Here is a 23,490-nt window from a genome sequence, read left to right as displayed (position 1 = left end):
AAGAAGCCGGGGCGCATCATTATGCCGCCGATTTTGGCTTCTTTGTCGTTCCCGGGCGGAAAGGGCGGCGCTATTGACAGCCGCTTTTGGTGTAGGGTATATTAAACCATGTATTAAACAACGTTTAAATCGCTGTGTAAAATAGGCGCAGGAAGGAGAAATGGCTCTACATGACCCTGGAACAAGATCCTGAGGTTTTCGGAGATAAAGATACGAAGCAGCAAATTCTTGACGCCACAGTAGATTTGATATGCGAGGGAGGAGTAGAATGTGTAACCTTGCGCCGAATAGCCGCAAAGGCCGAGGTGAATTTGGCGCTTGTAAATTACTATTACCGGTCCAAGGACAATCTGCTGATTGAGGCGATCCGTACGCTGATTTCCCGTTTTGATGCCGCGTTCAATGCGCTTGAGGATGACGCTCTGCCGCCCAAAGAACGGCTGAAGCTGTTCTTTGGGCAGTATGCCAGCCATCTTCTGCAATATCCAGGACTGGCCAAGCACATGATGAATAAAACCCCGAGCATCATGGGCTCACTTCATAAATATTCCCAGTACAGCAAAACAATGAAGCAGCAAAAAATGCTGTCCGTTTTGCGGGAGACAACAGGCGAGCAGGATGAAGACCGGCTGAGGATGATGATGGTTCAGCTGTTCGGAGCAGTATTAATGCCGATTGTCGCGTACACATGCGCGGAACCGGAAGACCATGACGAGAGCTTGCCCGGCGTGCATCTGCCCTCGGTGGAAATTCAGGTTGATCATTTGATCGACCATTATTTTCACAAGTATCAGATTTAACCGAAAACTTATATAGAAAGAGTGGAGATTCATGGAACATACGAAACAGGCGGCTTCGTCCGCAGCGGAAACGGATTCTTTTTCGCTAAAAGCGATCCTTCCGCCTCTGCTGGCGATTATCGTTGGCATGATTATGGTTATTTTGGACAGCACGGTGGTCAATGTCGCCATTCCGAACCTTACCGACTATTTCAATGCGGATCTCAAGACCATTCAATGGACCATTACGGGATATACGCTTGCCTTGTCTGCCGTTATTCCGCTCGCCGGATGGATGACCGATCGGTTCGGCTCCAAGCGGATATTCGTATGGACGGTTGTCATGTTCGTTATTGGGTCGGTGCTGTGTTCAATAGCCCAGACGCCCCTACAGCTTATTATTTATCGGGTCATTCAGGGCCTGGGCGGCGGGATGGTCGCTCCGATCGGGATGGCTATGGTGTTCCGCCTGGCTCCTCCGGAGCGCAGAGGTTCCATTATGGGCATGCTCGGTATTCCGATGCTGCTTGCCCCGGCGCTGGGACCGATCCTTTCCGGTTGGCTCATTGAGTATGTGAGCTGGCACTGGATCTTTCTGATCAACCTGCCGATAGGCATCGTTGCCGTTATCCTGGGCGCCAAATATTTGCCGAATACCGAGCGGCATGAGACGCCGCATCTTGATCTGCTCGGCATCATTCTCGCTCCGATTGGCTTCTCGATGCTGGCTTATGGTGTCAATGAAGGCGGAGGAACCGGCTGGTCAACGACACCGGCGATTACCGGCCTTACCGTTGGCGCCGCCGCGCTGCTCTTGTTCATTATTGTGGAGCTGCGGCAAAAGAATCCGCTGCTTGAGCTGCGTGTCTTTGGCTCATCCGACTTTACCCGCGGCATCTTCCTGTCCTGGGTAACCCAGGCGGCTTTGTTCGGCTCCATGCTGTTTGTGCCGCTGTATTTGCAGAATGTGCGTGCGTTCACCCCGCTTGAGACCGGTCTGATTCTTCTGCCGCAGGCGCTGGCCTCCGCAATCGGCATGCCGCTGGGCGGTCGGCTGTTCGATAAGATCGGCGCAAGACCGCTGGCGTTCGTCGGGCTGTCGATCATCTCGACCGCGCTGTTCCTGCTTTCGAAGATTACAATCGAAACAAGTCTGCCGAGCATTATGGTCTGTCTTGGACTCATGGGCCTTGGTATGGGTCTTACGATGATGCCGGTGAATACGCATGTGCTTAACGCCGCGCCGCGTCATCTCGTAGGACGCGTTACACCATTGACAACGGCTGCGCAGCAGGTTGTCGTATCTTTCGCTGTTGCCGGAATGACCGGATATTTGACTACTCAGGTTAATGAGCATATGGCAGCAGCCGGCAAAGGCGGCAATCCGCTGGTTGCGGCAGTTATGGGCTTTGACGATGTCTTCTTCCTGTCAGCCTGCATCGCCGCTGCTGGAGTTGTGATCAGTCTGATTCTGCGCAAGCCTAAAACGGGCTCATCCAATGAGGGCGAAGTGCAGCAAGAAGATGCCGCGCTCTTGCCCGGCCATTGATAACAGGCTAGGGGACATAACCGGCGGAAGCCGGATACAGTGAGGCTGCTTAAGGGATGCTCCGTGAGCGAAACAATCGCTTGCGGGGCATCTCTTTTGCTTTGTTTATGGGAGCGGACGATGCGCCGACGAAATTCAAAATGTGATGAAGGTTCTGCACTGTCATGGGTAATTTCTCCGATATTTGCAGATACTGATGTCAAACCAATCGTTGGAGGGCGTCTTATGAAGCGTGAAGAGAAGGGGTTATCCGTATGGCAGCTTACCATGCTTGCGCTTGGAACCGTTGTGGGCGGCTCGTTTTTCCTGGGCTCCTCGGTGGCGATCCGCGCGGCGGGACCTTCTGTGCTGGTGTCTTATGTCATTGGCGGGATTCTGGTCTATTTCATTTTAACGGCGCTGTCGGAAATGACGGTTGCGAATCCGGCGTCCGGATCATTCCGCACTTATGCTGAACAAGCCTTTGGCCGGGGAACCGGCTTTACGATAGGCTGGGTATACTGGACCGGGCTTGTGCTGGCTATGTCAAGCGAAGCGACGGCGGCTTCGATATTGCTTCGGAATTGGTTCCCCATGCTTTCACTCCCTGTTCTCGGGGTGGTTATTATTATTATTGTTACGCTGCTTAATTTACTGGGAGCAGAACGGTTAAGCAAGCTCGAAAGCGGGCTTGCCGTGATAAAGCTGCTGGCCATTGCTGCTTTTGTCGTAATTGCGGTAGGCTTGGCTGCCGGAATCGGAACCGCTCTGTTCGGTACGGCAGCCGGGCAGGGCGGCGCAGCGGCAGCGGGATACAGCGTTCTGCACGGCGAGCCCTGGATGCCGGGAGGGGTCGGTGGCATTGCAGGGAGCATGCTGATGGTTATGTTTACCTATGCGGGATTTGAAGTGCTCGGGCTCGCCGCGTCCGAAACGGGCAATCCGGCGGTGACGATACCGAAGGCTATCCGGCTCACAATTGTCCTGCTGGTGGGTCTTTATTTAGCCGCCATAACGGCTCTGTTCCTGCTGATTCCCCGTTCCCTTGTGTCCGAAGAGGTCAGCCCGTTCGTATCGGCGCTTACCCTGCATGGTTTGGGGTGGACGGGAACTGTAATGAACATCGTGCTGGTGACGGCGATTTTATCCACGATGCTTGCATCCGTATTCGGCTTGGGCCGTATGCTCCGTTCACTGGCCGAGGAAGGACATACGCCAATCTGGATGCGGGACCGCTCGGACATTCCGTATCGCGGTATTCTCGTATCGGGAGGCGCCATGCTGGGCGCTCTCGGTCTCGGATTGATGCTGCCGCATGGCATCTATTTATTTCTGGTCAGCTCGGGCGGCTTCTCCCTGCTGTTCGTCTATGTCGTCATTATGGCCAGCCATTACCGGCTCCGCAGGCGGCATGGCAGTCCGTTTACACAGGGGCATGGTATGAGAGGCTTTCCCTATACATCATGGCTCTCCATCGGGGGCCTGATCGCAATTATCGTTAGCATGCCGCTGATCCCGGGCCAGGGGGGAGGTCTTGCGGCTGGAATGATGTTCGTGCTGTTGTTTGCAGGCTTGTATGCGGTCGGCCGCCTTCGCCGAACATCTCCGGTTCAATTCCGGAAGCCGACCCGCCAGCTGCCACCCGTCAGACCTGTGTCTCCCGGTTATGCCAACGCGGAGATGTCTGAAGAACTGACCGATCAGAAGACGAAGAAATGAGAAGAGCAGAGGCGGAAGAACCGCTGCCGTGACCTCGCCAATGCCGGAAGCGCCGCAAATAACCCAAGCCCCCCAGCCTTACATCCGGAGGCCACTGAAAAGGTCTCTTTTATAAAAAGCTTCAAAAAAACGAGCCTCTAGAATCGCTCCTAAGGCTCGTTTCGCGTTCAGGGAATCATAGTTGACCCCTAAATTGTTGGATTTTTTTTAAATCAGGTAGTTTCTCAGTGGCCTCCACATCCGAAGGTGTTTTAAGAACTATCGCTTGGATCATTATGCATGTTTTTATTTTTAGTCGCCCTTGAAGTTTTTAATTCGGTTCTGCAAAGCAGACAGTAACCCGTAGGTATTAGTCCAGGCGTGTATTTTCTTATTAAATTTCTCCCAAATTAGACTTAAATTTTTTACACAATACCAAAGCGAAATATTCTATGAGAATAGAATAAAATGATGATAGGATTCATATACTAAAAATTTTTATCCCTAATTGTTCTTAAAGTGCACATTAATTGATGTTAATGTATTTATTGGTATTATATACCATAATTTCATAGTAGATGATTGAAAAAATTTATAATTATTCTCTATCGGTACCTCAGAAGTAGGTATGTTGTTAATTGTAACTGTTTCGTTTTGCTCTTCCAAACCATAAACTATATTCGATGTTACATCAATATAAAACTTTTTACTATTTATGTCAGGGTTATTTGTAGTGGGAACTTCTAAAGTCCTTTCGTTTAATTTTATCAACTTGTATCCAAAATGTGTCTTTTTAACTTCTGCTGAAGATAGTGTATTCCCTGTATTGAAAATGATATATAAATTTCTATTTTTCAACGGGATACTAACATAGTCAGTTATTGTGAATTTAGAGTCCCTTTCAATTGCAGACTTAATAGTTTTATTTAATGGTGTAAAGTAGTTAAATGAAATTACAGATACTGATAATACTAAGATTAAAATAATAATAAAAGTGTATTTTTTCTTTATCACATTATCACCCATATAAATTATGAAGTAAGTGCGTTTGTGTACACTTACTTCATATTATTAGTTTTTAAGTTACCAATTAATAGTAAGCCAATAGTCAGCGGTTTCTGTTGTTGTTGTAGGGCTAACACTTAAACCAAATGTTGGGTAGATGTCGACCGATGGGGAACCACTAATAGTTTTATGACCATATCTTATTAATAAATTACTGGTTCCTGTTTCGCTACTACTAACATATACATATTGACTTAAGTGGCCTCCTTGATGCTGTGAATTCACAAGATCGAACGAAGCTGCTACACCTGTAGCAGGATCTGCGTCACTCGGAGTTGTGGAGTTATTGAAAACGGTATTCCCCGTGTTTGCATCTTTATACCATAATTCGTTATAATGACCTAAAATTTGTCCGTTTTTTGTAGCATAAAAGAATTTGTTAGTACTTGGGTAACCAATGCTTACTTTATCGACAAGAATCCAAAAAGGAGCATTATCCCATTGAAAACTACCATATAAATAGACTTTTTTGTAACCAGGTTTATCACTAGTTACAGAATAAGCACTACCGTAAAGGGCAATATCCGAAGGACTAAGTGATTCAGTAGTAGCTAACTTAGAAGTAGTAACACCTTCGTTAAAAGTATGTTTTTCAACTTTACCATTAGTGAGTTTCTTAGCACCTTGTTTTAATAGTTCTCTAGCTATTTCTGGTGGCACGTTGTCGAAATCTTCTTGAGTAAACCCAACATCATTTCTCAAGTCATTAATTTCTTGTTGGTTTAGTTGTTTGTTTGATCCAGTTATGGCACTCTCTTGAGCAAAAGCAAGAGAAGGTAGCATAACCAATAATGATATCACTAATGGAAGAATTTTAAACTTTTTCAATTATAGTTCCCCATTCTTAAATAAATTGATACGTTTGCTGGCCAGCTATGGAGTATCTACTAAATATTGTATAAGCATTCTTTATATATTTATATAGAAAAAAATGTCGAATGTTGCCATTGTGATGAGAATTATGTGAAAAAAGGAAATAAATGTGTGTCGCTCCGCCTTGAATAAAGAACTAATGTTCGCATATCATATACAAACTGGACTTACCCACTTGGAGTAAAAAGTTGTAAATTAACAATCGTAACAGAAATGTGCCGAAAAACTCTAAAAATCCCTTGACTTTTCTGGAATGCCCCAATAATCGCGAAGGAGGTATTATCTTTTATACCTATCTTCCATATAACGGGTGGTCGAAATATCAGATCTTCATCAACCTAAGTACAAGAAGCTTTCCTACAGCGCTTTTGGAGGCGCACCACTCTTACTTTCCTTGTGGAATCGTTTTGACTTTTCTTTACTTCTTACACAATGCGGAATTATGAAAACTCGAGGATGCCCTACCTGAAAACTTGCTTTTCTGTTTGTCGTCGGACTTTTGAGCCGCTGCACCGCTTGCTTGCAAATGATTCAGTTTTATGAAAAAGACTCCCTCCTCGAGCGGATGTTTGGCGGACAGAATATCACACAGTCTGTTTTCAGCCGTTTTATGGTCTCGTCTTATGCATGGCAAGCGTTTAACCTTAAACGTGTCGCCAAACTGCAGGAGCAGGAGGAGACGATGCTGAAGGATGATGATGTCATTGCCTTGGACACCTTGGTCGAACATAATCACGCCAAGAACATGCCGTTTATCTACCGCTTGTGGGATCATTGCAGCAAAGTGTATGTAAACGCCATGAATAGGGTCGTACTCCATGTGGTCAAGGCCAATGGGTTTCAGTATCCGCTTCTTTACGCCATTTGGAAACAGGATAACGGAGAATCAGAGCCTTCATCCAAACTACATTTAGCTCTCAATCTGCTACAGCAAGTGAAGGACAATCTTCTCGGTACCGCAAAGTGCTGGGTAGCCATGGACAGCTGGTATTTGGCCAAGGATCTGTATCTGGGTATAGAAGGCCTTGGCTTTCATTGGGTGAGCAGAGCTAAAAGTAATATGACACTTTATCGCAAGGTCAATGCGCCCGTTAATATTTGGCTAGGGCCTGTACGCAAACTGTACATCCCGTAAAAATCCAGTAAAATAAGGAACATGAGACGAAGATACGAGTTAACAGATGAAGAATGGAATATACTTGAACCCTTGTTGCCCCCGGCTCGAAAAAAACAAGGAGGACGTCCGCCGAAGGATCGGCGCCAGATGCTTAATGCTGTGCTATGGGTGGCTCGAACGGGAGCGCCATGGCGAGATTTACCGAGTTACTATGGCCCTTGGTCTTCAGCCTACAGCTTTTTCTGGCGGTTACAAAAAGCAAACCTTTGGGATGAAATACTGAAGCATGTCGCCATCGAACCGGATTGGGAGCAAGTCATGGTAGATGCCACCATCGTCCGCGTCCATCAACATGGAGCGGGCGCAAAAGGGGGCAGGACCAGCAAGCCATCGGACGTTCGCGCGGAGGATTAACCACCAAAATTCATGCAGTGGTGGACGCGCTCGGCTATCCGCTGCGTTTCGAATTGACGCCAGGACAAGACCATGATTCGGTCACCGGCTATCGCCTTCTTCATGAACTGGACGTCTGCCCGGGCGAAGTGTTAGCGGATCGCGCCTACGATACCAATGCCATTCTGGGGCTTTTACAAAGCCGAGCGATCACTCCGGTGATCCCAAGTAAACGTAATCGGCGGGTAAAGCGTTCGTTAGATTCTGAAACGTATAAAGAGAGACACTTAATCGAATGCTTTTTCAACAAAGTCAAAAACTATCGACGCCTGGCCACTCGCTATGAAAAAACATCGAATATGTTCATGGCTTTTTTGACGCTGCTTTCTATTCGTTTATGGCTCAAATAGGTTTGCGTACAGGCCCTAATTAGACACAATAATGACGTTTATATCATCGATACTGGTGTAGAGAAATTGGTTCATAATCAAATGGAGACCGCAACAACCATTGGTACCCCCAAAGCAATTTTGCTCACCCATGGTCATGGTGATCACATTCAAGGTGCTGCAAAGTGGCTAGAGCACTTCAACATTCCTATCTATGCACATCGCAGAGAACTCATTTATATTAATGGCGAAGCACCCTATCCGAACAAGGACATTCTTGAAGAAACAGGTGTAGAGAACATTGTGCAGCCGTTAACGGAGCAAACACTTAATCATCTGCCTATTCAATATTATCTGACTCCTGGACACTCGCCTGGACATGTCGTATACCATCATGAAATAGGCAATGTGCTTTTATCAGGAGACCTCTCTATCACGAGTGCGGATGAGTTACACCCACCTATCAGAAAATTCACTGTAAATATGAACGAGAACATAGATAGCGGGGCTATTATAGATGAAATCAAACCGAGAATCATCAGTTCCTCTCATGGCCAAGATCTTCTTTACCATGACGAGTTGTATAAAAGATACGTGCTACGGTACCGTGATTAGTTGAGTTGTGACTGAAATCGCAAGGAAAGAACACAACGAATCAGCTTCTACAAACGCCGATCCATCACCAAATTCACATACACATACGGGGGCGTTTGTTGAATAATAATCCCTTTCCACCACCAAACCTGAACACTCATATTTTTTTATACCGTTACCTTCCCGGGACTAAAAAAAGCAACATCCAGCGGATTCCGGTCCACTAATCTTTTGTATTGATACATAGGATACCCGACCATCACGGCTCCGGTAATGACTTTATCCTCGGGGATATGGAACAACTCTAGCATGGGTGAATCTTCCGCAAGCGCGCAAAATTCGAGTCCCCCCGCCCAACAAGAGCCTAAGCCGAGAGAAGGGGCAAATAATTCGAGGTAAGTCAGTGAGAAGATGGAATTTTCCCGGCCGTTCTTGAAATCTTTAGCAGCGGTTGTGAGGATAAGGCTTGGAGCGTCGCGCAGAATCACATCCGTTCCTTGGTTACGGTATGCGTTAACGATGGAAGAATATCGCGTGCCTAATACGGGGTCATTTTCCAGCTTTTGGATCGTCATTTCCGAAGCTTTGCGCAAAGTCTCTTTATCCTCAACAATGACATAGGAGATCCCCTGCGTGTTACCGCCGGTAGGCGCGAAGCGGGCAATCTCTACAAGCTGCAGCAGCTTTTCCCGTGGAACGGCCGTCTTCTTGTAGCTGCGTATAGAACGGCGGGATCGTAAGAAGCGCTCAGCTTCTTCTGCACTAAACTTGCTGAACTCTGAGATTGGAAGCTGTCCGGCCAGCGGCGTTAATGAATGATCAATCGCTTCGTTTGGGCATACGGCGACACAATGTCCGCAGGCAATACAGTCTTTCGGCGCAGTGGCTTCGGGACCATACTCTCCCATAGTTAAAGCACGGGTTGGACATTCTTTCACACATATCTCACATTGTATGCACTCTTCTTGATCTACTGTAATTAATCCCACATGATTCACTCCTTCATATTTGGATAATTGCTATAAAATAAACTGATCGGTCTAATATATCGTATCACACCCTCTTGATCTGTCAATATCTGGATTCCTCCCTATTTAAACTAAAACCGATTCGATTTTCTTTGGGACGAATTTAGGAACGTTGTGCCATGCTATAATGGGTCTATGTCTTGTAGAATGGCCGAGGAACCTAGCGGCGGAAGGAGGCTTTTTCCATAAATGAAGGACAAAATTGCAAGCCTTCCCACATCGCCGGGAGTCTATCTGATGAAAGATTCGCTTGGCGGGATCATTTATGTCGGTAAATCCAAGAATCTCAAAAAAAGAGTGCAATCCTACTTCTATAACTTGAGGTCCCATCCCAAAAAGGTAAAGCAGCTGGTCGGCCACATAAAGGACCTGGAGCACAGAGTGACAGATACCGAATTCGAGGCTTTTATGCTGGAGTGCAGGTTAATTCAGGAATTGAAGCCCATGTACAATAAAAAGATGAAAAATCCGCTCGCCTACACCTATATTGTTATAAAGAGCAGCGCCGGGCTGCGCCGAATAGAGATCACCAACAATCCTGACGCAAACGATGATCATGTGGTATTCGGACCTTATACAGCCAACAGGAATTCGGTGGAACGTGCGGTACAAGGGATTCAGGAATGCTATAAAATCGCCTGCACGCATTCCCGCTTCAGCGGCTCCGCCTGCTTGAATCATTCTCTCGGGCTGTGTCTGGGCATGTGTCTGGGCGGGGAAGCTGTTAACGAATATAACCGGATCTTAGACCGCTTTATCGCTCTTCTGGGCGGCAGTGACCGGGGGCTGTACGAGGAAATGCAGCAAAGAATGCAGGAGGCGGCGGGGCAGTACGATTTTGAGACGGCGGCGAAATACAGGGACTATATGGAGTCCGTAGACTTCATTCTAAATAAGGAAAAAGTGATCGGATTCACCGAAGAGAACCGGAATATCGTCATCTTTGAATATTTAAGCGAGGATACGATCAAGCTTTTTCTTGTCAAGCGGAATGTCATTCTTCACAGGGAGAAGCTTACAATCGGGCCGTCTGGAATGGAGCCGCTGCACGCCAGGATAAAATCCTTAATTATGAACAGCTTCAGGACCGACTCCGCTCTTCAATCCAGCAAAATTAGCCGTGAAGAAATTGATGAAGCCCAGATTATTTACAGCTATCTCCAGGGCAGCACCTGCCAATATCTCTTTATTCCGGAGGAATGGCTTGAATTCGGGGACCACCCGGACATTGACGAAGCACTGCATACTTATCTGAATAACGCATTGACTCCCACTTGAAAAAAGCATATACTCAAATTGCACATTAGCACATTTTATATCAACATGAACAAATGTGCAAAAGCTACGAGGTGTTTACATGGATAATAATGAAGAGATCAGGTTAATGCTGAAGGTTGCCCAAATGTATTATGACAACGACATGACGCAGAGCGAAATTTCCAAGGAGCTTGGGATTTACCGGACGACCATAAGCCGCATGCTGAAGAAAATCCGCGAGAAAGGCATCGTGAAGATCACGATTAACTATAGCCTCAGCGAAACCTTCAGCATCGAGCGGCAGCTAGTGGAGCGCTTCGGTCTGAAGGAAGCAATCGTAGTTCCGGTGACAGGCGACGATACGAAGTCCAAGCTGAAAGTCATGGGCCAGGCTTGCGCACAGCTGGTCAGCCGGATTGTCGGTGATGAAGATGTGGTCGGATTAGCCTGGGGAAGCTCGCTGGCCGAGGTCATTAATGAACTGGAAGAGCCCCGCGAATCCGGCGCCGTGTTCGTGCCCATGGTTGGCGGACCATCCGGCAAGCTGGAGAGTCAATATCATGTGAATACCCTTGTGTACGCAGCCGCGCAGAAGTTCAAAGGAACGTCTTACCTGATTGATGTTCCTGCCATCCTGGAGCTTAAGGAAACGCGGGATCAGATCGTGGAGTCGCAATATTTCCAGAACATTTCGGAACTTTGGGAGAAGGTTACCATTGCGATTTTTGGCATCGGTTCCATACAGATAAAGGGCAGCGCGACTTGGAATTCTTTTTACGGGAACGAGCTGTTTGAAGAGCTGGAACGAGGCCAAATTGTCGGGGATATTTGTTCCCAATTTTTTGATATCGATGGAAACCTTGTATCTACAAGCATCTCCGAGCGGAGAATTGCGATTGGGCTGGACCATTTGCACAAGACGAAGTATTCCATTGGAGTCGCGGAGTCGGAGGAGAAGGCGGACGCCATTATTGGCGCTTTGCGCGGAAAATATGTTAACGTTCTGGTAACTACTGAAGAAACGGCCCGGATTATTTTGGAACGTACAGTCTAAGGAGGAGAACAATGTCTGACGATATCAAGAAAGTCTGCGCTAGGGAAGCCCTCAAATTGATTAAGAGCGGTACGATTATCGGCTTGGGCGGAGGAAGCACCATATCCTACTTGATTCAATATATCAAAGAGGATGCCAATCTTGAGGTCAAAGTGGTTACGCCATCCGTCAAGACGAGACTGCTCTGCATCCAGAACGGGCTGGAGGTGCTGTATACGTCTGCGGTGGAGCAAATATCTGTAGCTTTTGACGGCTGCGACGAGGTGGATGAAAGCTTGAACGCGCTGAAGAGCGGCGGCGGCATCCATACGAAAGAAAAGCTAATCGCTTCCATGGCGGAGGACTACATACTGCTTGTCGACGATACGAAGTTTGTGAATCGCCTGACCTTTAAGCATCCCGTCGTTCTGGAGATCCTTGAGGATTCTTTGGCCTACGTGCAGCGTAAAGTTACGGAGCTTGGGGGCAAGCCGTCCATTCGGACGAGTGCCGCCAAGGACGGGTTTACCGTGACGGAGAACGGAAATCTGCTGCTGGACGTGCATTTTGAACAGGTGGGGGATATCGCCAAGCTTGAAAGCGAGCTGCAGCAAATTCGCGGGGTGGTTGATACGTCCTTATTTGTCAATGTGGCTACGAAAGCGCTGATTGCCGGTGAATCCGACGTCCGTCTGGTGTCGGCAGCGAAGAATTAAGCCCTGCTTTATCATCTTATCCGTTAAAAAAAGTCCAATAAATCGGGTCGCGTGACGCTGGAGCCTTCAGCATACGACGGTGCGGTTTATTGGAGTTTTGCTGCGGCTTCACTATCCTGTGAATGGGATGGTGGAGCCGTTTTTCGTTAGAATAGACCGCCAAAATGCAGCCGAAATTTTATGTTGACAAACCCAAAGCGGGTGCTATACTGAAACTGTGAAAGCAAGCACAAATTATTATACAATGCACAAATGTGCAGAATCATTAGGTGGTGGTAGGTTAGCCGGGGATGGGGAGTCAGGAAAAGAATGATTTAATAATCAGTTTGTAAGCGCTTAATTAAAGTGCAAGGGGACGATCAATAATGAAGCTTGTAGCCATTACGTCATGTCCGACCGGTATAGCTCATACCTATATGGCGGCGGAAGCACTGCAAGTGGCGGCCAAAGCAATGGGTCATAACATCAAAGTAGAGACCCAAGGCTCCGTTGGCGCCGAGAACGTGATTACGGAACAGGATCTCCGGGAAGCGGACGGAATCATCATTGCCGCCGATACCAAGGTGGATAAGAGCCGTTTTGCCGGAAGGGCGATCATCGAAGTTCCGGTTAAGGAAGCCATTAGAGATCCTAAAGAGCTGATTAACAGGGCTTTAAGCGCCAAGCCGGAGGAGGCTCCCGCCAAGGTGGATCTGACCGAGCAGGTAAATCAAATCAAGGCGGAAGAAAAAGAATCAAGAAGCGGCATCTACAAGCATCTGATGACCGGCGTTTCCTTCATGATTCCCTTTGTGGTGGCAGGCGGCCTGCTGATTGCACTGGGCTTCGCCATCGGCGGTATTTATGTCTTCGATCATCCGGGTTCATTCGGCGAGACGTTGTTCACAACCGGTAAATCGGCATTCGCCTTGATGATTCCGATCTTGGGCGCATATATCGCTTACTCGATTGCCGACAGGCCCGCTCTAGTACCCGGGATGATCGGCGGATATTTTGCCAGCACGAACGGGTCGGGCTTCCTTGGCGCTCTGCTTGCCGGCTTTGCCGCAGGTTATCTGGTGCTCGCGATCAAGAAGTATCTGAAGCTGCCCAAAACGATGCAGGGCCTGATGCCCATCCTCATCATTCCTTTACTGTCTGCGGGCATTATGGGACTGCTCATGGTTTACGTTGTTGGAGAGCCGGTCGCCTTCGTCAACAAGGCACTGGCCGATTGGTTGAATTCGCTTAATGGTACAAATGCGGCAATACTTGGAATTATTCTTGGATTGATGCAAGCCTTCGACATGGGAGGTCCGGTCAACAAGGCGGCCTATGCGTTCGCCACTTCCACGCTCGTACCGGGTCACGCTTCGCCGATTATGGCGGCTGTTATGGCAGCCGGTATGGTTCCGCCGCTTGGAATTGCGCTGTCCACCGTGCTTGCGAAGAGAAAGTATACTGCTGCTGAAAAAGAAGCGGGGAAAGCCTGCTGGGCCTTGGGCGCATCCTTCATTACCGAGGGCGCCATCCCGTTTGCGGCGACCGATCCTCTCCGGGTCATCCCGTCGATCATGGCCGGTTCCGCAGTAGCCGGCGGCCTGTCGATGGTGTTTGGAGCCGGACTTGCCGTTCCGCACGGCGGCGTATGGGTGCTGTTGATTCCGAATGTCGTTACCCAACTGGTGCCCTATATCATTGCCATTTTGGCAGGCACAGTCGTTACGGCGGGCATCCTTTCTTTTGTCAAGAAGAATGTAAGTGAGACTAGCGGTTCAAAAGTACAATACGAAAACGTTCAGGGGGAATTGAAATTATGAGTAAGTTGAATTGGGCCATCATCGGCCCGGGCTGGGCAGCATCGGATTTTGTAAAAGCGATCAAAACGGTAAATGGAAGTGTCTACGCCGTAGCAGGAATATCCCAGGAAGAGGCGCAAGCTTTTGCCGATAAGAATCAAGTCGAGAAAGCCTTCGGCGATTATTCGGAAATGTTAAAAGACGATGCGATCGACGTGGTTTACATCTCTACCCCTCACAATCTGCACCACAAGTTTATTATGGAGAGCCTAAAGCATGGAAAGCATGTGATCAGCGAAAAGGCGATTACAGTGAACAGCGAGCAATTAACCGAAATTATCGCATTGGCCGAGGAGAAGAACCTGGTCGTTGCCGAAGCAATGACGCTGTATTATATGCCTTTATACAAAAAACTGCGGGAGATCCTGGACTCGGGACAGCTGGGCAAGCTGAAAATGATTCAGGTATCCTTCGGAAGCTGCAAGGAATACGATGTGAAGAACCGCTTTTTCAGCAAAGATCTGGCCGGGGGCGCGCTCCTCGATATCGGAACCTATGCGCTGTCCTTTACCCGCTTCTTCCTGTCCCAGCAGCCGCATGAAGTTCTGACGACGGTGAAAACATTCGAAACCGGGGTGGATGAGCAGTCTGGAATTATCCTGAAAAATGATGCGGACGAGATGGCGGTCATCTCACTGACCATGCGGGCCAAAATGCCGAAGCGCGGTGTCGTCGCGGGAGAGCTTGGGTTCATCACGGTGGACAACTTCCCAAGAGCGGATAAAGCCACCATTACCTATACGGACGGCAGAGTGGAGCATATTGAAGCCGGGGAGACGGCCAAAGCACTGGAATACGAAGTCGAAGATATGCAGAATTTTATTCAAAACAAAAAGAATACTGCAACGCTGCATCTGTCCAACGATGTAATGGCTCTTATGACCAATGTCCGTAACCAATGGGGCATTAAATATCCATTCGAGTAATCGCACACAAAAGACCGAGTTCCGGCATACCGCCGGGGTTCGGTCTTTTGATGATTGTTTAATTATTCAAAATTCTCCGCATTATAGTATAATATTGCTTATTGTGTTTATTGATTAATAGAAATGATATGAAGAGAGGGTTGGGAACTTGATTGATTCAAATTACTACATGGATTTATGTGTGGATTCACAGCAAAATTATGAGCGGTATAAGAAAGATGCGGAAGAAAACGTGGTTAGAACTGAATTCGTCGAAGAAAAACGTTATGACCTGTCTCCTTACTGGTTTGAGCGTAAAACTCAACAACGCGGGAAGGTCACTAACGAGGACACAGGGATCTATTACGGATTTGATCAGGATAATAAACTGCGTGTAACTGCTTGTGATGACCTGATTGATGGGTACGGGTACACATCTTATGGCGAGGATCATATCATTACGCGGCTATATGTGAACGGAATTTTAGATTCTATCAAGGTATTTACAGGACAGCAGGGCAAATTCGAGCGTTGTGTGGAATACATTGTGCGGCACGGATTGGAGCTGGAGAAATCATGGTATGACGTAGAGGAATATATCTATGAGGACGACCGACTGATTCAAGTCCATAACCCTAAATATGTTGGGAAAGAACTATACAAGCATTTGGAAAATACATATTTGGATTACGATGAAAATGGAGAGCTTCATCAAGTTTTTAATGGCGTACAGCAGCTTGTTTATAACAATATGACAAATCAAGCAGCATTAGCGCTTCGTGAAACATTAAAAGCGGAGGTCATTAGGGAGACAGAGAACATTTTCAAAGCAACCGCAGAAGAAATCAATGGAGAGCAGGTCTGTTTTTTTTCAATTTATTTGGATGGTGATCCTTTAGACAACCCACTCGATCCGATTTATCAGCCTGGTTTTGAACGGGTGAGGGTTGTGCAACTTGAACAGAACGAAAACCAATACTTTCTGTGGAGTGCCGGAGAACATCCGATGTACTATCAGACAGGCATTAAGAATGAAGAATTGCGTACTAAGCTTCATATGCTTTATGTCCATTGGAGCCTCCGGGAGGATTGTTATACCGAAAGAATGAAATTCTGGCAAGAGGTAGCCTACTCCTTGAATGAATCGGATTGGTCCGAATATTTACCGGTCACCGATGATTTTGTCATTTTTGTTGATTGGGAAGAGGTTGATTTTGCCCAGGGCGAGCATTTGCAGGGCATTCCGGAGCATAAGCAAGAAATACTGCGCGCAAAAGGCTTGATTCTTTCATAATATCCGAGGCCACATTGATATATTCACAGTGAAGACCCGGAACGGCGGGAAAGAGCGGCGGCGGCGATTCTCGGGTATGCCAGGGGTCAGTATTGAGAGAAAGCGGACAAGCGGCGCAGGACTTATCATAGGCAGAAATGCTACCGGCGATTCACGCCTCTTTTTCAGCGCAACTGCAAGCATCTCCGTACAGATGTACGTTATCCGCCGTCTCGCTTAAACGCCTCCAGGCACTCCTTGCAAATGCAAGCTTTGCCAAGATACTCTTTTGGAATCCGCTTCAATATCTCCTGTGGAAAAATCTCATTCATGCACCAGCACTCTTCATGGGAGCGGCCCGCCGCGCCCGCGCAGCCGTTGGCTTTTCCGCACAAAGGACAGGTTCCCGCAGACTGCGCTGCTTGCTTGGCATGATCCGTCATCTGGAATTACACCACCTTTTTAAGGATATAAAATTTATCAAAAAGATTTCCGGCGTCAGTATAATCGTAATACAGTAGATATAGTAACTTCAAACGAGAAAGACGGAGGTGCTGTCATGACAAACGAAAATTTTTTCATCCTATCCACAATAATTGGACTAATCATCCTAATCGCGGGGTTCAGCGGGATCAACTATAAACTAAATAAAAGACTGGAAAATGACGAGAGGATCATCGCGCGTCTTGACATGCTAATTAACTCCAATAAGCAGCAGAACTCCAAGAAATATTAAACACTTTCTTTTACCGGCTCAAGCTCTTTTTTTGTCCCAGCCATTTCATTTAGAAACGCAGCTCCCAAAATCAATATTCCTCCGAATATTTGCAAAAGAGTCATTTTCTCATGCAGGAAAATACTTGACATTAGGATGGCTGAAATCGGGTCGATATAACTGAAAGCGGCAATGGTTTGACTGCTCAATTTTCGCAAAGCTGAAAAATAAATGAGGTATGCAACGCCCGTATGTATAACCCCTACAACAATAAGCAGTCCTATGGATGAGCCGGAAGCTGTGGATATTTGAAATCCATCATTGAGCAGAACATATGGAAACAAAGAAAAGGCCGAAATTAACAGCTGCATAAAGGAGCTCTCGATTCCAGAGATGTTTTTTAAAAATTTATTGATCATAACAACAATAGCGTAAAAACCCGCTGCCGTTAAACCGTACCCGATTCCCAGAATATTATTTGTGCCAGCCGCGCCGCCGCCGATTCCAGCGATACACAACATCCCTGCCATTGCAGACAGGATGCACAGGACATTGATCATCTTTAAGCGTTCTTTAAGGATCAGCGGAGATAAGAACATCACAAAGATTGGCGCAAAATAATAGCATATCGTCGCATTTGAAATCGTCGTGTAATGGTAGGCTTGAAATAAGAAAATCCAGTTCATTCCGAGTGCGATTCCGGATGCAACTAATAGCCATAGATTAGGGCGGATTCTTTTCCATGAAAGCCTTTGTGTAAAGACGAAGCTGGCAGCGAATAACAAGAGACTTCCGACTAAACCTCTCACTAGCGCAATTTGACTGGCGGTAAATGGGATATTCCGCACAAACAAACCTATACTGCCGAATATCAGCATGGAAATGATGAAACTGATTTTAGCTTGACTCATAAATAGTGATCCTCTCTTAAAAAAATCAATATTTTCTGCGTAGAATGAAGCGTCCCGGTATAAGATTGGATGCATAGGGCAACCCTTGCTTTAATTAGTATCCGTTTCGTAAAATATATTGTACAATCGTTAGTTATAACTGTCAAACCATGAAGGAGTTATTATGAATTTGAATGAAGTTATTTCCATGAATCTAAAAAATCTGAGACTCGAACGCAATCTAAGCCTGGGTCAATTGTCTGAATTATCCGGTGTAAGCAAAGTGATGCTGTCTCAAATAGAAAAAGGCGAGTCAAGTCCCACCATCAATACCATTTGGAAAATAGCCAGCGGATTGAAAGTGCCCTATACCAAATTGATCGATGAAGCCATTGACCACGCCGTTGTAATCCATAAATCCGATACGAAAATGCAGTCTGAGAATAATGACTCCTTTCGTTCCTATTGCTACTATGCGAATAATCCGATTCGGGATTTTGAATTGTTTAAAGTGGAGATGGAGCCGCATGCTTCAAAAGAATCGGATGGCCATTCACCCAAAACACAAGAGTATATTTTGGTGCTGCGGGGAGAATTGACGCTGAGAGTAAACGCTCAAGAATATGTGCTAAAAGAAGGCGATTCGATTTACTTTGACTGTACTTCCCCGCACTCTTTTTCCAATAATCAAGAAACTCTCCTTGAGTTTACGGATATTATTTACTATTCATGATGCTGACGGGCAGTGGTGAGGGGAGGTTCCCGGAGAGAGTTATGATTCATAGAAGCTCCTGCGGCTTTGTTGCTGTGGGAGGTTTTTTTACACCGAAGGATTAAAGAAACTAAAAAGATGAAGCGTCTAAACCGAAATGTCTCGGTTAGACGCTTTTTTTAATTCAAACGAGACTCTAAATATTCGTGTTGATGAAAACTAATAATAAGACTTGAGTAACTTTCTGCTCCTATTTATGTAAAATAAGGTATTTCAAAATGGGAGTATGAAATCAATAGAATTTAGAGCATTTAATATATACTGGAAATGAAGGGATTTCATGAATAGAACAGAAGCCTTGGATCTTTTTTTAAAAACCCGTTCTCCAGGCGTAGTTAGGTCATATTGTGATAGGCTGAAAGCTCTATACGAGGAGCATAAGAACGAACTTTCACTTCTTTTTATTGATTCCTTTCGCCAGATATGTCAGCAGGCATTAGATCGGAGAAAGGAAAGAATCGGCTACATAACGTACTCGATGAGGCGTACATATTTACTCGATCGAAATTATAACTACGTTGTTGAACTCTTTGATCGAGACTGGTTTTTTGATCTTCATCCATGCCGGTTCCATTACAATGTGGAGTGGGCTTTTTCTTATTGGGCTGAGCTGGGTCAAGCATTGGAATTACAGCGTAAACCATATATGAATCTGATAACTCAACCGGATGTTGAATACTATCTAATGGGTTGTACAGACGTGTTTCATGATTATATTGTAAAGCTTGCAAAACATGCTATCCCTAATGTACTTGAACTTCCGGAATTCAAAACATTGCAGCGAGCTGAGAAATTTGAAATAAGGGTCGGAGAATATAAAGGGATTAGCGAACTTGTTTATCAAGAACAACCTGGAAAAAAAGACAAACTCCAGTATAGAGATATACAAGATTTGGTCATATAAACCCAGAAAACAGCTGGAGGAAATCATGGAGTATTACATATTAACGCAAGATGAGCGAATGAAGTCATTTGATAAACAAACTTTAAATCACGATGAGTTGAGAAAGTGGGCTAAAGCGTCTGAAAATCCAAAGGAGAGTATATTTTCCTTATATGTTGACGGAGATTGTGAATATAAGGATTGGATGGACCGACCAATTCCAATGGTCTCAGATGAATTGAAGAACATTTTTGAAATCTATCAACCAAATATCAACTGGAAGTTGGTCGTTCTAGCCAATGTACGGCAGTTGACTCAGAAGTTATATTGGGTTCCAAAACTTAACCAAGTGGATTGTTTGTCACAACAAAGTGAGTGGCACAAGAATGGAATCTTGAAGAAGATGGTAATTGATAGAGAAGCTATTCGAACCTATAAGATTTGTAACGTTAGAGGTTCTCTGGCTCAAGAGACGATTGTGGATTTGGATGTTGCTGAATGCTTGTTGAAGTTTAACATGAGCGGGTTTAGGCTGCAGCAAGTTGAAACAGAACAGTCCAGATGAGGTATTGAATGATGATAAAAGAGAGGGAAAGATTTCACAATGACTCATAGTTATGTTGTAGATGGAGCTGTAATGCAATGCAGTTATGGAAGCCAACCCGGAGAATTTAAGACGGCTGCCGGCAGGAACATCCGTATTAATCAGAAGGCGCAAGGGAATATACGAGATTTTGAGGCACATATAAATATTTCTTCTTTTGGTATGTGTAGCAGTAAATATAATCCGATCGTGATTGAGGCGAACAAAGGAAACCATCAACAGCTTATTCCTCAACCCTGTCAGCCGTCAATTACACTACCTTGGATGAATGGTAAAAACGATGTCTACGTCAATCAGTCACCCGCCCTCTTGATCTGCTCAACGAATATTTGTATGTGGCATGGAAACATATCATTCACAGCGGATGGACAAGAATAGAGATAACATACCTAGAGTAGGAGGGGAACTTGATGGGGCTATTGTCTCCGGCATCTTTAACATATGGCAATATCAAAATAAATGCTCCATTTGAGATTGTAAAGCTTCTGCATTTTAGAATGGAGCAGAGGATAAATAGTCACGGTAAGGTCTATTTAACCGCAATCATCCCAGATGAGGCCCAAGATAAATACAATGGACTGGTTTATGATAATGATCTCATTGAAGTATATGAGATAACCGAACATCAAGCACTCTTCAAGGGGATAGTTACCAGCATAAAAATTCAATGTAAAAATAGCGTCTACTATATGAAGGTAGAAGCGTCTTCGCTTACATGTTTGATGGACCAAAAACTAAAAAGCCGCTCATTTTCAAATAAGAACTTGACGTATTACAATTTGTTCCGCGAAGTTATTGATGCTTATTCAAGCGGAGATTTTATTAATTTGATTGATGCTGACAAAACCCTCGGCGAATTCACCCTTCAGTACCAAGAGAGTGACTGGGAGTTTCTTGTTAGGATGGCTTCCCGTTTTCAGAGCGGGTTAATTGCAGAAGTTCATTCCGGGTACCCAAGGTTGTGGTTAGGCACTTCAAAGGATCAAGTTATGGGAGAATTGAACAGCATTAACTACTCTATACAAAAATCCAGTGCTGCACCGAAGCATACATACATCGAAGTGGAGGATACTCAACGTTTTAGTCTTGGTGATATCGTGGTCTTTCAAGATAATCATTGGTCCATTGAACAAATTACGGCTCGGATAAAAGAGGGGATATTAAAGTTTGACTATATCCTTGTTGCGGAAACAGGCATTCCCCGTCCAACAATCTATAACAATCATCTATCGGGGGTCTCCATTGAAGGAAAGATCATCGATGTGCAAGGTGAATCTGTAAGGCTGCATTTAAAGATTGATCAAATTCGCCCCTCAGAGAATAATTGCTGGTTCCCATATCCAACACTGTATACCGGCCATGAGATCGGATGGCACTGTATGCCTGAACTGAGCGATACAGTACATTTGTATTTTCCTTCTTTTGAAGAGCAAGAAGCTTATGTAATCCAATCCCTTCGAAAGGGAGACCATAAGGGAGACGAGATCAGCAAGCCGGACCGGAAGCTATTTCACACTAAGTCAGGGAAGATTGCGAGATTTAATGACCATGAAGCGGCCATATCTACTCAAGAAGATAAACTTATAATTCGCTTGAATCCGTCGACCGGGATTCACGTGTATAGCCATCACGACATGACCATTCACGCCGAAGAGGATTTAGTGCTGCATGGTAATAAAGTACAACTTTCAGCGGCTAGTGAACTAAATCTTGCTAGCAAGACAAGCTACATAAGAGCAAATGGTTCGTTACACATTAAGTCCTCAAATCTGATGTCGGATCAAGTTCCGGATGCTGAACTCAAAGCGTATGACTCCTTGGTAAAGGAATTGAATGGGAAAAACTATCCGCAATGGGCACAGAATTTGCTGCTTGAATATAAGACTCAATACTATAAGGCAAAGGCAGCAGGAGATACACAGGGATGTAAAGAAGCTGCGGCTAAATCCAAGCAGCTGCGAGGACAATTAGCTGAAATTGATGCAATGCCTTCTTGGGCTCGGGCACAGATGCATGAGTACACTGCAGCATGGTGGGAGGCGCATGCAGCCAATAATAAAGCTCAGCAAGATAAAATTCATGGTTTGGCGAACAAACTGAGAAATAACCTGAAGATTAACGAATTAATTCGAGAGTACTCGTCAACGTCTTATCAGGATGCTAACCGGCTTGAGGAACTATCTCAGCAATATGCTGATGCAGTTCATAAGCTAACGGTGGCCGATCTCAGTTCCATGGTGGAGGAAGCAGCAGCTATACGAAGTAAATATGGTGTGAATAACCAGTTGGCTAGAGAAAACCTGAATAAACTGGCTAAAAAATACCCGGACAGCTTTTCGTACAAGCTTCTTGCATCGGGTGATTGGGATGCGGCTCTCAATAAAGCACTATATGACTTTTCTAGTAAATACGGATTAACAAACAAAGGCTATAGCCGGGATGTGCTTGAGGTCTATCTTCATCAAGTAGCCAATGGCGTCTTGCCATGGCCGAAGAATTCAGAAAAACCGACAGCAGTTCCGCCTAAGCAGGATACAAGTCCTTCCAAGAGTAATAGCCCTGTTCAAGAACAACCGGCGCCTGCTCCTTCCAGCAGCTCTGCTACGGAGAAACGAAATGCCATAGTGGAATTGGCTAAAAAATTTGAAGGGAGAATACCGTATTGCATGGATACGCGTGTTACAACGATGAAGTTGGATGTGAATAACCCGCCTAAATATATGGACTGTTCTGATTTTACTTCTTCTGTTTACTTAACAGTGCTTGACATAAATATAGGGCAAACTACGAAAGTTCAAATTTACCGAGGAGAGGGAATTGAATATAACAGTTTGAGATCTGGTGGAGATTATAGCACATTAAAGCCCGGTGACTTAATATTATTCAACTGGGGAGCAGACAATAAAAATGATGATGGTTTACCCGATCACGTTGGAATCTATATAGGTAATGGAGAGGTTATCCATGAATCCGGGAATAACCAGAATCCTGATAATATAAATAAAAAAGATATGAAGCATAACGTGCGAGTTAATCCGTTGTCTGCAACATGGGTGAACGGTAAGCCTATGTATCATTTTGTTAGCGCGGTTAGACGAATAATTCAGGATGACGGTTCAATAAAGAATAAATAGAGGAGC

The 23,490-nt window shown here is 45.5% G+C and carries 22 protein-coding genes and 1 pseudogene; 18 read left to right on the top strand and 5 right to left on the bottom strand.

The features are described from left to right. Nucleotides 1–170 precede the first annotated feature (170 nt). From VK70_RS12590 to VK70_RS12580, 3 genes are all read left to right on the top strand, one after another. Nucleotides 171–800, top strand: a complete 630-nt coding sequence (locus VK70_RS12590) for a TetR/AcrR family transcriptional regulator (RefSeq protein ID WP_025695084.1) — start codon at nt 171–173, stop codon at nt 798–800. A 31-nt stretch (nt 801–831) separates the two neighbouring features. Further along, nucleotides 832–2,328: a DHA2 family efflux MFS transporter permease subunit gene (locus VK70_RS12585; RefSeq protein WP_025695083.1), complete on the top strand. Its 1,497-nt coding sequence runs from the start codon at nt 832–834 to the stop codon at nt 2,326–2,328. Nucleotides 2,329–2,553: 225 nt separating this feature from the next. Further along, entirely contained in the window at nt 2,554–4,026 is a 1,473-nt protein-coding gene (locus VK70_RS12580; RefSeq protein ID WP_046723339.1) for an amino acid permease, read from the top strand. 483 nt (nt 4,027–4,509) lie between these two features. On the opposite strand, the gene VK70_RS27885 is transcribed toward VK70_RS12580, so the two are convergent. Then, nucleotides 4,510–5,019, bottom strand: a complete 510-nt coding sequence (locus VK70_RS27885) for a hypothetical protein (RefSeq protein WP_155986872.1) — start codon at nt 5,017–5,019, stop codon at nt 4,510–4,512. 69 nt (nt 5,020–5,088) lie between these two features. Beyond that, nucleotides 5,089–5,898: a hypothetical protein gene (locus VK70_RS12575; protein ID WP_025694460.1), complete on the bottom strand. Its 810-nt coding sequence runs from the start codon at nt 5,896–5,898 to the stop codon at nt 5,089–5,091. Nucleotides 5,899–6,469: 571 nt separating this feature from the next. Here VK70_RS12575 and VK70_RS12570 point away from each other — a divergent pair. From VK70_RS12570 to VK70_RS12555, 3 genes and pseudogenes are all read left to right on the top strand, one after another. After that, nucleotides 6,470–7,078 carry a transposase gene (locus tag VK70_RS12570; protein WP_025694459.1) on the top strand — a complete coding sequence of 203 codons (609 nt, stop codon included), beginning with the start codon at nt 6,470–6,472 and terminating at the stop codon, nt 7,076–7,078. Nucleotides 7,079–7,099: 21 nt separating this feature from the next. Continuing rightward, a protein-coding gene (locus VK70_RS27880; RefSeq protein WP_144415228.1) for an IS5 family transposase occupies nt 7,100–7,863 on the top strand; the annotation gives its coding sequence in 2 pieces (ribosomal slippage) (nt 7,100–7,436 and nt 7,436–7,863; 765 coding nt in all). Nucleotides 7,864–7,878: 15 nt separating this feature from the next. Then, nucleotides 7,879–8,457, top strand: a pseudogene (locus VK70_RS12555) (MBL fold metallo-hydrolase); the annotation flags it as partial. Between the two features lie 146 nt (nt 8,458–8,603). Here the strand turns inward: VK70_RS12555 and VK70_RS12550 are convergent. Beyond that, nucleotides 8,604–9,425: a nitroreductase family protein gene (locus tag VK70_RS12550; RefSeq protein ID WP_025694455.1), complete on the bottom strand. Its 822-nt coding sequence runs from the start codon at nt 9,423–9,425 to the stop codon at nt 8,604–8,606. 228 nt (nt 9,426–9,653) lie between these two features. Between VK70_RS12550 and VK70_RS12545 the strand changes: the two genes are divergently transcribed. From VK70_RS12545 to VK70_RS12520, 6 genes are all read left to right on the top strand, one after another. After that, a complete protein-coding gene (locus tag VK70_RS12545) occupies nt 9,654–10,742 on the top strand; it encodes a GIY-YIG nuclease family protein (protein WP_025694454.1) in 1,089 nt (362 codons plus the stop codon). Between the two features lie 79 nt (nt 10,743–10,821). Next, complete coding sequence (locus VK70_RS12540) at nt 10,822–11,775, top strand: sugar-binding transcriptional regulator (protein ID WP_025694453.1); 954 nt, start codon at nt 10,822–10,824, stop codon at nt 11,773–11,775. An 11-nt stretch (nt 11,776–11,786) separates the two neighbouring features. Continuing rightward, complete coding sequence (gene rpiA / locus VK70_RS12535) at nt 11,787–12,470, top strand: ribose 5-phosphate isomerase A (RefSeq protein ID WP_025694452.1); 684 nt, start codon at nt 11,787–11,789, stop codon at nt 12,468–12,470. 365 nt (nt 12,471–12,835) lie between these two features. Continuing rightward, nucleotides 12,836–14,269: a PTS fructose transporter subunit IIC gene (locus VK70_RS12530; protein ID WP_046723337.1), complete on the top strand. Its 1,434-nt coding sequence runs from the start codon at nt 12,836–12,838 to the stop codon at nt 14,267–14,269. Next, nucleotides 14,266–15,234, top strand: a complete 969-nt coding sequence (locus VK70_RS12525; protein ID WP_025698954.1) for a Gfo/Idh/MocA family protein — start codon at nt 14,266–14,268, stop codon at nt 15,232–15,234. Before VK70_RS12530 ends, VK70_RS12525 begins: the two co-directional genes overlap by 4 nt. A gap of 148 nt (nt 15,235–15,382) precedes the next feature. Next, nucleotides 15,383–16,507 carry a hypothetical protein gene (locus VK70_RS12520; protein ID WP_025698953.1) on the top strand — a complete coding sequence of 375 codons (1,125 nt, stop codon included), beginning with the start codon at nt 15,383–15,385 and terminating at the stop codon, nt 16,505–16,507. 200 nt (nt 16,508–16,707) lie between these two features. On the opposite strand, the gene VK70_RS12515 is transcribed toward VK70_RS12520, so the two are convergent. Then, the gene (locus VK70_RS12515) at nt 16,708–16,929 is read right to left on the bottom strand and encodes a cysteine-rich CWC family protein (RefSeq protein WP_025698952.1); all 222 of its coding nucleotides are present in this window, start codon (nt 16,927–16,929) and stop codon (nt 16,708–16,710) included. Nucleotides 16,930–17,045: 116 nt separating this feature from the next. Between VK70_RS12515 and VK70_RS28325 the strand changes: the two genes are divergently transcribed. After that, nucleotides 17,046–17,222, top strand: coding sequence for a hypothetical protein (locus VK70_RS28325; protein ID WP_155986974.1), 177 nt, complete (start codon nt 17,046–17,048; stop codon nt 17,220–17,222). On the opposite strand, the gene VK70_RS12510 is transcribed toward VK70_RS28325, so the two are convergent. After that, the gene (locus tag VK70_RS12510; RefSeq protein ID WP_025698951.1) at nt 17,219–18,112 is read right to left on the bottom strand and encodes a DMT family transporter; all 894 of its coding nucleotides are present in this window, start codon (nt 18,110–18,112) and stop codon (nt 17,219–17,221) included. The genes VK70_RS28325 and VK70_RS12510 overlap by 4 nt on opposite strands. 169 nt (nt 18,113–18,281) lie before the next feature. Between VK70_RS12510 and VK70_RS12505 the strand changes: the two genes are divergently transcribed. From VK70_RS12505 to VK70_RS12485, 5 genes are all read left to right on the top strand, one after another. Further along, nucleotides 18,282–18,824 carry a helix-turn-helix domain-containing protein gene (locus tag VK70_RS12505; protein ID WP_201778755.1) on the top strand — a complete coding sequence of 181 codons (543 nt, stop codon included), beginning with the start codon at nt 18,282–18,284 and terminating at the stop codon, nt 18,822–18,824. Between the two features lie 319 nt (nt 18,825–19,143). After that, nucleotides 19,144–19,767, top strand: coding sequence for a hypothetical protein (locus VK70_RS12500; RefSeq protein WP_025698948.1), 624 nt, complete (start codon nt 19,144–19,146; stop codon nt 19,765–19,767). A 25-nt stretch (nt 19,768–19,792) separates the two neighbouring features. Continuing rightward, nucleotides 19,793–20,311 (top strand): hypothetical protein, encoded by a 519-nt coding sequence (locus VK70_RS12495; protein WP_051505192.1) that lies wholly within the window; start codon nt 19,793–19,795, stop codon nt 20,309–20,311. A gap of 39 nt (nt 20,312–20,350) precedes the next feature. Next, a complete protein-coding gene (locus VK70_RS12490) occupies nt 20,351–20,728 on the top strand; it encodes a DUF4280 domain-containing protein (protein ID WP_025698944.1) in 378 nt (125 codons plus the stop codon). 32 nt (nt 20,729–20,760) lie between these two features. Beyond that, nucleotides 20,761–23,484 carry an NlpC/P60 family protein gene (locus tag VK70_RS12485; RefSeq protein WP_025698943.1) on the top strand — a complete coding sequence of 908 codons (2,724 nt, stop codon included), beginning with the start codon at nt 20,761–20,763 and terminating at the stop codon, nt 23,482–23,484. Nucleotides 23,485–23,490 lie beyond the last annotated feature (6 nt).

The organism is Paenibacillus durus ATCC 35681 (genome assembly GCF_000993825.1).
GTDB lineage: Bacteria > Bacillota > Bacilli > Paenibacillales > Paenibacillaceae > Paenibacillus_AQ > Paenibacillus_AQ durus_B.
This window is presented reverse-complemented; position numbering and strand designations above follow the sequence as displayed.

Excerpts from the sequence above, each read along its gene's own strand:
- VK70_RS12570 (WP_025694459.1), top strand. The coding sequence starts at position 6,470 with ATGATTCAGTTTTATGAAAAAGACTCCCTCCTCGAGCGGATGTTTGGC.
- VK70_RS12545 (WP_025694454.1), top strand. The coding sequence starts at position 9,654 with ATGAAGGACAAAATTGCAAGCCTTCCCACATCGCCGGGAGTCTATCTG.
- VK70_RS28325 (WP_155986974.1), top strand. The coding sequence starts at position 17,046 with ATGACAAACGAAAATTTTTTCATCCTATCCACAATAATTGGACTAATC.
- VK70_RS12490 (WP_025698944.1), top strand. The coding sequence starts at position 20,351 with ATGACTCATAGTTATGTTGTAGATGGAGCTGTAATGCAATGCAGTTAT.
- VK70_RS12585 (WP_025695083.1), top strand. The coding sequence starts at position 832 with ATGGAACATACGAAACAGGCGGCTTCGTCCGCAGCGGAAACGGATTCT.
- VK70_RS12510 (WP_025698951.1), bottom strand. The coding sequence starts at position 18,112 with ATGAGTCAAGCTAAAATCAGTTTCATCATTTCCATGCTGATATTCGGC.
- VK70_RS12515 (WP_025698952.1), bottom strand. The coding sequence starts at position 16,929 with ATGACGGATCATGCCAAGCAAGCAGCGCAGTCTGCGGGAACCTGTCCT.
- VK70_RS12590 (WP_025695084.1), top strand. The coding sequence starts at position 171 with ATGACCCTGGAACAAGATCCTGAGGTTTTCGGAGATAAAGATACGAAG.
- VK70_RS12530 (WP_046723337.1), top strand. The coding sequence starts at position 12,836 with ATGAAGCTTGTAGCCATTACGTCATGTCCGACCGGTATAGCTCATACC.
- rpiA (WP_025694452.1), top strand. The coding sequence starts at position 11,787 with ATGTCTGACGATATCAAGAAAGTCTGCGCTAGGGAAGCCCTCAAATTG.
- VK70_RS12525 (WP_025698954.1), top strand. The coding sequence starts at position 14,266 with ATGAGTAAGTTGAATTGGGCCATCATCGGCCCGGGCTGGGCAGCATCG.
- VK70_RS12580 (WP_046723339.1), top strand. The coding sequence starts at position 2,554 with ATGAAGCGTGAAGAGAAGGGGTTATCCGTATGGCAGCTTACCATGCTT.
- VK70_RS12500 (WP_025698948.1), top strand. The coding sequence starts at position 19,144 with ATGAATAGAACAGAAGCCTTGGATCTTTTTTTAAAAACCCGTTCTCCA.
- VK70_RS12495 (WP_051505192.1), top strand. The coding sequence starts at position 19,793 with ATGGAGTATTACATATTAACGCAAGATGAGCGAATGAAGTCATTTGAT.
- VK70_RS12540 (WP_025694453.1), top strand. The coding sequence starts at position 10,822 with ATGGATAATAATGAAGAGATCAGGTTAATGCTGAAGGTTGCCCAAATG.
- VK70_RS12485 (WP_025698943.1), top strand. The coding sequence starts at position 20,761 with ATGGGGCTATTGTCTCCGGCATCTTTAACATATGGCAATATCAAAATA.